This window comes from Dietzia sp. HMSC21D01 (assembly GCF_001815995.1).
Taxonomy (GTDB): Bacteria; Actinomycetota; Actinomycetes; order Mycobacteriales; family Mycobacteriaceae; genus Dietzia; species Dietzia cinnamea.
In genome coordinates this window covers 1-9931 of record NZ_KV824023.1, presented here as the reverse complement: position 1 = coordinate 9931, position 9931 = coordinate 1, and the positions used below count along the sequence as shown (strand labels likewise).

8 protein-coding genes are annotated in these 9931 nt (G+C 72.0%); 4 read left to right on the top strand and 4 right to left on the bottom strand.

Annotation, left to right across the window (positions count from 1 at the left end; translation table 11 throughout):
* Nucleotides 1-26 precede the first annotated feature (26 nt).
* Nucleotides 27-839 carry a hypothetical protein gene (locus HMPREF3086_RS13320; RefSeq protein WP_070722357.1) on the bottom strand — a complete coding sequence of 271 codons (813 nt, stop codon included), beginning with the start codon at nucleotides 837-839 and terminating at the stop codon, nucleotides 27-29.
* Between the two features lie 76 nt (nucleotides 840-915).
* Between HMPREF3086_RS13320 and HMPREF3086_RS13315 the strand changes: the two genes are divergently transcribed.
* A complete protein-coding gene (locus HMPREF3086_RS13315; protein WP_061228697.1) occupies nucleotides 916-1728 on the top strand; it encodes a DUF3097 domain-containing protein in 813 nt (270 codons plus the stop codon).
* Here HMPREF3086_RS13315 and HMPREF3086_RS13310 read toward each other — a convergent pair.
* Nucleotides 1712-2347, bottom strand: a complete 636-nt coding sequence (locus tag HMPREF3086_RS13310; RefSeq protein ID WP_246830996.1) for a TVP38/TMEM64 family protein — start codon at nucleotides 2345-2347, stop codon at nucleotides 1712-1714. The genes HMPREF3086_RS13315 and HMPREF3086_RS13310 overlap by 17 nt on opposite strands.
* Before the next feature lie 163 nt (nucleotides 2348-2510).
* Here HMPREF3086_RS13310 and HMPREF3086_RS13305 point away from each other — a divergent pair, with 163 nt between their 5' ends.
* The 3 genes from HMPREF3086_RS13305 to meaB all read left to right on the top strand — a co-directional run bounded on the left by HMPREF3086_RS13305 (nucleotide 2511) and on the right by meaB (nucleotide 7734).
* Nucleotides 2511-4349, top strand: coding sequence for a methylmalonyl-CoA mutase family protein (locus tag HMPREF3086_RS13305; protein WP_070722354.1), 1839 nt, complete (start codon nucleotides 2511-2513; stop codon nucleotides 4347-4349).
* A gap of 1 nt (nucleotide 4350) precedes the next feature.
* Nucleotides 4351-6624, top strand: a complete 2274-nt coding sequence (gene scpA, locus HMPREF3086_RS13300; RefSeq protein ID WP_070722352.1) for a methylmalonyl-CoA mutase — start codon at nucleotides 4351-4353, stop codon at nucleotides 6622-6624.
* Between the two features lie 63 nt (nucleotides 6625-6687).
* A complete protein-coding gene (gene meaB / locus HMPREF3086_RS13295; RefSeq protein WP_239550205.1) occupies nucleotides 6688-7734 on the top strand; it encodes a methylmalonyl Co-A mutase-associated GTPase MeaB in 1047 nt (348 codons plus the stop codon).
* A 67-nt stretch (nucleotides 7735-7801) separates the two neighbouring features.
* Here meaB and HMPREF3086_RS13290 read toward each other — a convergent pair whose 3' ends face one another.
* Complete coding sequence (locus tag HMPREF3086_RS13290) at nucleotides 7802-8593, bottom strand: class I SAM-dependent methyltransferase (RefSeq protein WP_070722350.1); 792 nt, start codon at nucleotides 8591-8593, stop codon at nucleotides 7802-7804.
* Between the two features lie 148 nt (nucleotides 8594-8741).
* The coding region (locus tag HMPREF3086_RS13285) for an acyltransferase family protein (RefSeq protein WP_070722348.1) at nucleotides 8742-9931 on the bottom strand (1190 nt) is incomplete at its 5' end.

The window sequence follows — 9931 nt, the reverse complement described above, 5'->3', positions numbered from 1 at the left end:
GACGAACTAACGGAGATGCCCACTAGCTAGCGCGCCCGGAGAGCGGCGTCGCCGGCCGCGGCCACGGCGGACCGGCGCGCCGCGTCCTTGACCGCGATCAGCCGCCGGAGCACCGGTTCGCGCGCGGCAGGGTCCGCGCCGACGTCCGGCTGGGCCAGGGCGACGGCGATGATCGCCTCGACCCGGTCGATCCGGTCGACGAGCTCCACCACCCGCGGGGGGAGCCCGGCGGGCAACCGCGTGACGTGGCCGTGGATGTCGACCTGCGCTGTCGGTCCGGTCCGCAGCGCGGTCCGTTCGATGAGTTCGGCGGCGTCCATGACTGCGCGACCGAGTTCGGCCAGTGCCTCGGACGGACCCGCCGGCTGGGGCGCCACCGGGCAGTCGAGCACCCCGCGCGCCCGCCAGCGCAGCACGTCCGGATGGGGCTGGACGCAGGTCAGACACACCGCCTCGCGTGAGGCGGGGTCGCGGACGAGCACGCCCCAGCCGGCGTCGGCCACGTCCGCCCGGACCGAGGGGATCGGAGGCAGGCTCGACGAGTCACCGGGCGCGGCCGTGAGCAGGGACAGGACCTCGGGTGCCGGGTGCTCACGGCCGGCGCGCCGCAGCGTGGTGACCAGGTCCGGCAGCAGGCCCGTGGGACCGCCGGCGGGGGAGAGCCCGTCCAGCATCCGCACCGGCTCGCCGACGATGTCGAGCAGATGGGACCCGGCGAGACCGGAGACATACCCGGTCAGTTCGTCGAAGGGTTGATCCGCCCACGCGGTCCGGAGCAGGTGGAGGGGCAACGGCCACGCCGGGGACAGCACGGAGTCACGGGTGAGGGGTCGGGACATGACGATCGATCCTACCGACGGTGCGCCGCCGGTACCCCCGGCACGACTGCGGCTACGGTGTCTGGCCATGGCAGACATGTACGGCTCCGACATCCTGTCCGGGACGGCGCGGCGCCGCCGCCCGGAGGTCCCCGTCGTCGACGCCGAGCGGGACCTGGTGGTGGAGGACGCCGAGTCCGGGTTCTGCGGCGCGGTGGTGGGTTTCGACCGGAGTTACGACGGCGAGTTCGTCAAACTCGAGGACCGGCACGGTCGGGTCCGCCTCTTCGCGATGACGCCCTCGGCCTTCCTCATCGACGGCTCACCGGTGACCCTGCGCAAGCCGGTCCCGGCCGCCCGTCGCGGGCCCGCGGTCACGGCCTCCGGGTCGCGGAAGGTCGAGGGTCTGCGCGCCCGCACGGCCCGGGCGGGCCGCATCTGGGTGGAGGGCATCCACGACGCTGCTCTGGTCGAGAAGATCTGGGGCCACGACCTCCGGGTCGAGGGTGTCGTCGTGGAGCCGCTCCACGGCATCGATGACCTGGCCGCGCTGGTCGCCGAGTTCGGACCCACACCCTCGGCGCGCCTCGGAGTGCTCGTGGACCATCTGGTCGAGGGCAGCAAGGAGTCGAGGATCGTCGCCGGCCTGGGCGAGAACGTTCTTGTCACCGGCCACCCGTACGTCGACATCTGGCAGGCGGTGAAGCCGTCCGCGGTGGGCATCCGCGAGTGGCCGGTGGTGCCACGCGGCGAGGACTGGAAGACGGGCATCTGCCGGCGACTGGGCTGGGGCGAGCCCGCCGATGGATTCCGCCGGGTACTGGCGGCGGTGAGTTCCTACCGTGACGTCGAGCCGGCGCTGCTCGGCGCGGTGGAGCGGCTGGTCGATTTCGTCACGGAGCCGGCCTGACCGGCAACCGGGCGTCGAGCACCATCCCGGCGAGTCCGACGGCGGCGAACCCGACCGTGGCCCACAGTGCGGCCGCACCATCGCCGGACGTGAGCGAGTCGCCCAGCAGGACCGCGGCGACGGTTCCCGGGGCGCTACCGATCACCGTGGCCGCGATGAACTGCGGGTAGGGGATCGAGGTGAGGGCGGCGGCGTAGTTCACCACCGAGAACGGCGCGGCCGGCACCAGTCGCACGCTCCCCACGGACAACCACCCGCGTCGACGGAGTCGGGCGTCCACGGCGGCCACGCGGGGGTGCGCCCGCAGCGCGGCCGTCCGTTCGTGACCGAGCCGCCGCACCGCGACGAACGACAGTGCCGCCGCGACGCCGGTGGCGACCAGGGAACACGGGATCGCCACGGCCGGGGTGAACAACACGGCCGCCGAATAGGTGAAGGTCGAACGCGGGATCGGCGCGACGGTGACGACGGCGTAGGCGGCGAAGAACGCCGCGGCGAACCACGGCCCGAACTGCGCGGCCCACTCGCGCAGTTGCTCGAGGCCCGGCGTCGGCACGAAGGTAGCGACCAGCACGACGAGCGCCACGGCCCCCACCCACGCGATCACCCGTCCCCGCACGCGGGCGACTGTAGTCCACGCGTACCGGCCAACCCGCCCGGCGTGCGGGCGGACGCCTTCCCCCGCGTGCGGGCCAGCGGGTATTGCCGCGTTCCCTCTGCGAACAGGGCTCGGCTAGAGTCCGACAGTGACCCCCTTCACTCCACACGAGAACGAGGTACCGGTGACCAGTCCGACCACAGGTCCTGACCTTCACTCCTGGTACGCCTCTGTGGGAGCCGTCCTCGCGAAGGCCGCCCGCAAGGATCCCGCCGACATGCCGGTGGACGCGTGGCGCGCCCTCGTGGCCACCACCCGGGACGGCATCGAGATCAACCCGCTCTACACCCGGGTCGACGAGATCGCGGAACGCCCCGCACCGGGGCGGTTCCCGTTCGTCCGCGGCGGGGACCGGTCGGGCCTGCCGGAGAGCGGCTGGCACGTCAGCGCCCGCGTCGAGGCGACGGGGGAGGCCTCCGAGCTCAACACCGAGGTCCTGGACCTGCTGAACCAGGGCGTCTCGGCGCTCTGGCTGTCCGTGCCCGCCGCGGACCTCGCAGGGGTCCTCAAGGACGTCTACCTCGATCTGGCCCCGGTCACCTTCGACGCGGGCGCGGACCTCGACGAGGTCGCCGGCGCGTTCCTGGACCTGCTGGACCAGCGCCGCTCGGCCGGTGACGGGGTCGCCGACCGTGCCGCGGTCATCGCCGACCTGGGCGCCGCCCCGGTCACCGCCGCTTACGCCGGTGCCGACTCGATCGGACTCGAGGCCGCGGTCGCACTCGCCGCCCGGATGTCCGAGCGTGAGGAGACCATTCGGACCTTCGTCGCCGACGGCACGGTCTTCCACGACGACGGTGCCGGTGACGCCCAGGAGCTGGCCTACGCGGTGGCCGCGGGCCTCGAATACGTGCGCGCGCTCGTCTCGGCGGGCGTGCCCGCCGCGGCCGCGTTGCGCCAGGTCTCGTTCCGGTTGTCCGCGACCGACGACCAGTTCGCCTCGATCGCCAAGTTCCGCGCCGGCCGCCTCATATGGGCCCGCGTCGCCGAACTGCTGGACGCCCCCGAGGCCGGCGGCGCGCCGCAGCACGCCGTGACCTCCGCCGCCATGATGTCGCGCCGCGACCCGTGGGTGAACATGCTGCGCACGACACTGGCCGCATTCGGCGCCGGCGTGGGCGGGGCCACCTCCGTGACGGTCCTGCCCTTCGACGCCTCCATTCCCGGCGGGCTCGAGAGCACCTCCCGCTCGTTCGCCGAGCGCATGGCCCGCAACACCCAGCTCCTGCTCCTCGAGGAGTCCCACCTGGGCCACGTCGTGGACCCGGCGGGCGGCTCCTGGTACGTCGAGTCGATCACCGACTCCCTCGCGGACGCCGCGTGGTCGGCCCTGCAGACCATCGAGGCCGAGGGCGGCCTGGTCGCGGCGATCGAGTCGGGGACCGTCCGCGAGGCGATCGCGCGGGTCCGTGAGGCCCGCGACACCGACATCGCCCACCGCACGGCGCCTGTCACGGGAGTGTCCGAGTTCCCGAACCTGGCCGAGCAGCCGCTCGACGCCTCCCGGCGCGGCGGCGACGACTACCGGTACGGCCGCGCGTTCGAGGACCTGCGTGACCGCTCCGACGCGCACCTGGAGGCGACCGGGTCCCGGCCGACCGTCCTGTTGGCGGGTCTGGGCCCGCAGGCCGAGACGACGCCGCGTGTGACGTTCGTGGCCAACCTGCTCGCCGCCGGCGGCATCGAGGCGCGCAACCCGGGTGTCACCGAGGCCGGCCAGTACGCCACCGCCCGCGAGGGTGAGGACATCGCCGTGCTCTGCGGCGCCGACAAGCGCTACGCCACCGAGGGGGAGGCCGCCGTGCGCGCACTCCGCGACGCGGGCGTGTCGACCGTCTACCTCGCCGGGGCCGAGAAGGGCTTCCCGGTGGGCGCCACCGACCGCCCGGACGGCTACCTGGCGCTCGGCATCGACGCCGTCGCCGCCCTGACCACCCTCCTCGACCAGCTGGGAGTGAAGTGATATGACGACCTTCCCCGATTTCAGCACCGCCTCCCTCCGCGACACCGACGGCCCCGACGCCCGGGCGGCCGCCGTGGCGGTCGAGGACGGCATCGCCTCCGACGCGCACTGGGAGACGCCCGAGGGTATCGACGTCAAGCGCGTCTACACCAAGGCCGACCGTGACGCCGTCGAGGCCGGCACCGCCCCGACCGACGACGGCGAGAAGATCACCCCCTTCCCGTTGGACACCGTGCCCGGTGCGGCTCCGTTCCTCCGCGGGCCGTACCCGTCGATGTACGTGAACCAGCCGTGGACCATCCGCCAGTACGCCGGCTTCTCCACCGCTGCCGAGTCCAACGCCTTCTACCGCCGCAACCTCGCCGCCGGGCAGAAGGGCCTGTCCGTGGCGTTCGACCTCGCCACCCACCGCGGTTACGACTCCGACCACCCGCGCGTGGCCGGTGACGTGGGCATGGCCGGCGTGGCGATCGACTCCATCCTCGATATGCGGGAGCTGTTCGACGGCATCGACCTCTCGTCGGTGTCGGTGTCGATGACCATGAACGGTGCGGTCCTCCCGATCCTGGCGTTCTACGTGGTCGCGGCCGAGGAGCAGGGGGTGACGCCGGAGCAGCTCGCGGGGACCATCCAGAACGACATCCTCAAGGAGTTCATGGTCCGCAACACCTACATCTACCCGCCCAAGCCGTCCATGCGGATCATCTCGGACATCTTCGCCTACACCTCCCAGAAGATGCCGCGCTTCAACTCCATCTCGATCTCCGGGTACCACATCCAGGAGGCCGGGGCGACGGCCGATCTCGAGCTCGCGTACACGCTGGCCGACGGTGTCGAGTACCTACGTGCCGGCCTGGACGCGGGCCTGGACATCGACAAGTTCGCACCGCGGTTGTCGTTCTTCTGGGCGATCGGCATGAACTTCTCCATGGAGATCGCCAAGCTGCGCGCCGGACGTCTGCTGTGGAGCGAGCTGGTCGAGAAGTTCGGTCCGAAGAACCCCAAGTCCAAGTCGCTGCGGACCCACTCTCAGACCTCGGGCTGGTCGCTGACGGCCCAGGACGTGTTCAACAACGTCGCCCGCACCTGCATCGAGGCCATGGCATCCACACAGGGCCACACGCAGTCGCTGCACACCAACGCTCTCGACGAGGCGCTCGCGCTGCCGACCGACTTCTCCGCGCGCATCGCCCGCAACACCCAGCTGCTGCTGCAGCAGGAGTCGGGCACCACCCGTCCGATCGACCCGTGGGCCGGCTCGTACTACATCGAGTGGCTCACGGCCCAGCTCGCCGACAAGTCCCGGCTCCACCTGCTGGAGATCGCGGAGGCCGGCGGCATGGCGCAGGCCATCGGCGAGGGCATCCCCAAGCTGCGCATCGAGGAGGCCGCGGCCCGCACGCAGGCGCGCATCGACTCCGGCCGCCAGCCGGTCATCGGCGTGAACAAGTACGTCGTCACCGAGGACCAGGAGATCGAGGTCCTCAAGGTCGACAACTCGCGCGTGCGCTCCGAGCAGCTCGCCAAGCTGGAGAAGCTGCGGGCCGAGCGCGACGAGGACGCCTGCCAGGCCGCCCTCGCCCGACTGACGGAGGCCGCCTCCGGTGGCCCCAGCAGCGACCTGGAGAACAACCTCCTCGCGCTGGCCATCGACGCCGCCCGGGCCCACGCCAGCATCGGTGAGATCTCCGACGCGCTGGAGAAGGTCTACGGTCGTCACAAGGCCGAGATCAAGACCCTGTCCGGTGTGTACCGGCAGGAGGTCACCAAGGAGGGCGCCGTGGACAACGTCACCCGGGCCATGCGGATGGCCGATGCGTTCGCCGAGCAGGACGGGCGCCGCCCGCGGATCCTGCTGGCCAAGATGGGCCAGGACGGTCACGACCGCGGCCAGAAGGTCGTCGGTACCGCGTTCGCCGACCTCGGCTTCGACGTGGACATGGGTCCGCTGTTCCAGACGCCGGAGGAGGTGGCCCAGCAGGCCGCCGACGCCGACGTCCACGTGGTGGGCGTGTCCTCGCTCGCGGCCGGGCACCTCACGCTCGTGCCGGCGCTGCGTTCGGCTCTGGCCGAGGTGGGCCGCGAGGACATCATGGTCACCGTCGGCGGCGTGATCCCTCCCGGCGACTTCCAGGAGCTCTACGACGCCGGTGCCGCCGCGATCTACCCGCCCGGCACGGTCATCGCCGAGGCCGCGATCGGGCTGCTCGACACCCTCGCCGGCGAGCTCGGCTACGACCTGTCGTCGGCGGCCACCGACGCCACGGAGGCCTGATCGGACGTGACACGGCTCGGCTCGGGACCTGATCCGGCGGGTTCGGGGAACCCCCTGGGCGCCATGTCCACCACGGCGGGCACCGGCGCCCCGCGGGGTCCGGTGCCCAGGTCGACCGGGCCGCGCCCCCGCCGCGAGATCGACGTCGACGCGCTGCTCGAGGGAGTGCTGGAGGACCGGCGGCCCGTGCTGGCCCGCGCGATCACCCTGCTCGAGTCCACCAATCCGGCCCACCGGGAGAAGGCCCAGCAGCTGCTCCTCGGCGCCCTGCCGCACGCCGGCGGGGCGTTGCGGATCGGCATCACCGGGGTGCCGGGAGTCGGCAAGTCGACGTTCATCGAGTCCCTCGGCCTCTATCTGGTGGAGCAGGGCCACAAGGTGGCGGTCCTCGCCGTCGACCCCTCCTCCACGCGTACCGGTGGCTCGATCCTCGGCGACAAGACCCGCATGGCCACTCTCTCCACCGAGCCGCGGGCCTACATCCGGCCCTCGCCGACCTCCGGCACGCTCGGCGGCGTCGCGAAGGCGACGCGGGAGACGATGGTCCTGCTCGAAGCCGCCGGTTTCGACGTCATCCTCGTCGAGACCGTCGGCGTGGGCCAGTCCGAGGTGACCGTGGCCGGCATGGTCGACTGCTTCACCTTCCTCACTCTCGCGCGGACGGGTGATCAGCTGCAGGGCATCAAGAAGGGCGTCCTCGAGCTCGCGGACGTGGTGGCCGTGAACAAGGCCGACGGGCCGCACGTGAAGGACGCCCAGCGGGCCGCCCGCGAGCTGGGGGCCGCGCTGCGCCTGGTCAGGCCGGCCGATGCGGTGTGGAAGGTGCCCGTCCTGACGATGTCCGGCCTCGAGGGCGAGGGCCTCGACGGCTTCTGGGACGCGGTCCGCAAGCACCAGCAGACGATGGCCGAGATCGGCGAGGTCGAGGCGCGTCGCGCCCGCCAGCAGGTCGACTGGACCTGGTCGATGGTGCACGAGACGCTCATGGCACGCCTGGCCGCGGATCCCGACGTCAAGAGGGTGGCGCCCGAGGTCGAGCAGCAGGTCCGCGACGGCACGCTCACGGCGGCACTGGCCGCACAGGCGATCATCGACGCCTTCGACTCCTGAAGCGCTCCCGCGTTCCCGCTGCGGTGGGTCGTGGCCGCCGCGGGTCCCGGCCGGGCAGGAGAGCGGCTCAGCGCGTGCGGAGAACGAACCCGACCGCGCGCATGTGCTCCTCGTATGTGGAGAAGGTCGTGCGCATGGCGAGGACGCGTCTGCGCGCGTCGGCGTCGCGCAGGACGTTGAGCACGATCCGGAACACGCCGCCCGGGCCCTCGTCCGCGAGCATCCGCCTCGGTTGGAGCAACGCCATCGGGCGCAGCTCGGTGGCCTCGACCTCGAAGCCGGCCTCATCGAACAGCCGGGTCCACTCGGCCACGGTGAGCGGCCTCGCGTTGACGCGGATGGACCGGGCGAGGTCTCTGCGAATGCTCGTCTTGGTCTCGTCGTCCAGCGTGTCCGGCACCAGGCACAGCTCGTGGACCAGATACCGGCCACCGGAGTCGAGTAGGCGGCGGGCCTCCGCGACGATCTCCTTCTTGGTGGAATCGCCCTGCATCGTCAGCATCGCCTCGCCGACGACGAGGTCGGCGGACGCGGTGTCCAGACCGGTCTCCTGCGCTCGGGCGACCACGAGTTCGCCACGGTTGCCGACGACTCCCCGCGTGACCCTGACGGCATCGGGATCAGAGTCCACGCCGACGTAGGACGCGGGCCTCTCGTTCAGTAGGAGCTGCGCCGTGAGACCGAGGCCCGGCGCGAACTCGACCACCCGACGACCGGCCACCGGCGCCGCCGAGACCAGCCACTGCGACAACTGGCGTCCGCCCGGGCGCAGAACCTTCTTGCCGACCCGGGCCAGGAGCCAGTGCCCGGCGACCGTGTCGGAGTCGCGGTCGTGTTGGGGGAGAGGGCTGGAGGTCATGACGCACGTCCCTTCGGGGCCGGACGCTGAACGCCGACACCGTGCCGGACGCGAACCGGTTAGGTAATCCTAACCTGACTAAGGGGCCCGGTACACCCCCGATTTCTCCGCTCCCGCCCCGAGCGTTCGCCCGATTCCACAGCCGCGGTCAGCGTCGTTCGAGTGCCCTGCGCGCGGGCTCCTCGAGGAATCGGTGACTCGCTGCGCCCGCCGCCAGTGAACCCGCGACGGTGACCGGCCAGATGACCGCCATGCGCGGCGCCCACAGCGGAGTGCGGGTGAGGGGGAACGCGGCGTGCAGCACGAGTTGGTGCCACAGGAAGATCCCGTACGACCAGGTACCGACCTTCTGCAGCGGAGCCGATTCCAGCACGGGGAACCGTGTGCGCTCCGGCGCCAGGACGACAGGGGCCAGGACGAGGAACGCCATCGTGCCCGCCAGCCCGGTGCGGGCGGCGAACTCGAGCGGTCCCGGATGGACGAAGCCCTCGGAGAACCACGCCGGCACGGTGGTGACGACCAGCGCCGCCCCGCCGGCGATCCACCAGCCCCAGCGCGCGAGTCGATCGCGACAGGCCCGGACGAGCGTGCCGGGCGGGGCCGTCACGATCTCGGCCAGCAGCATCCCCGCGGCGAACCAGGCGGTGAACGACGGCGGGAGGATCTGCACGTTGACATCGGTCGGCAGGAGGCCGAGCGCGTGCCACGGGATCATGGGGAACACCAGACCGGACGCGCCGAACGCGGCGATGGCCGGGATCCGCCACTTCGCGGCGTCGCCGCGCAGGCCCCTCAGCGCGGTCCACAGCAGCGGGAACGCGAGGTAGTACGCCATCTCCACCGCGAGCGACCATGCATGGGTGAGGCCGGCGACGAGGAAGTTCGACGTGTAGATCTGCGTGAGGGTCAGGTTGGCGATCCACGAGGCGGGCCCGTTGACGTGGTTCTGCTCGAGCAGCAGCATCGCGGCGGCGACCAGCACGGCGTAGGCCGGCATGATCCGCACGAGCCGCGAGCGCAGGTACTCGCGTGTGGGCCTCGCCGTTCCCGGCCTGTCCCGGCGGGCGTGATCGGCGTGCGCACGCCACAACAGGAAACCGGACTTGGCGAAGAAGACCGCGACGGCCAGGTCGAGACGGCCGAACAGTCTCTTGATCGGCGAGCCGGTGGACGACCGCGTGACGAACGCGACGTGCGTGGTGAGCACGCCGACGGCGGCGAGGCCGCGAATCCCCTCGAGCGCCGGGACGAAGCCCTTGGCACCGGCCGGAGGGCGTACCGCGCGGACCGGGCCCGGGGTTCGCGGGGAGTGCCCCGCACGCGCGGCGCCGGACCCCG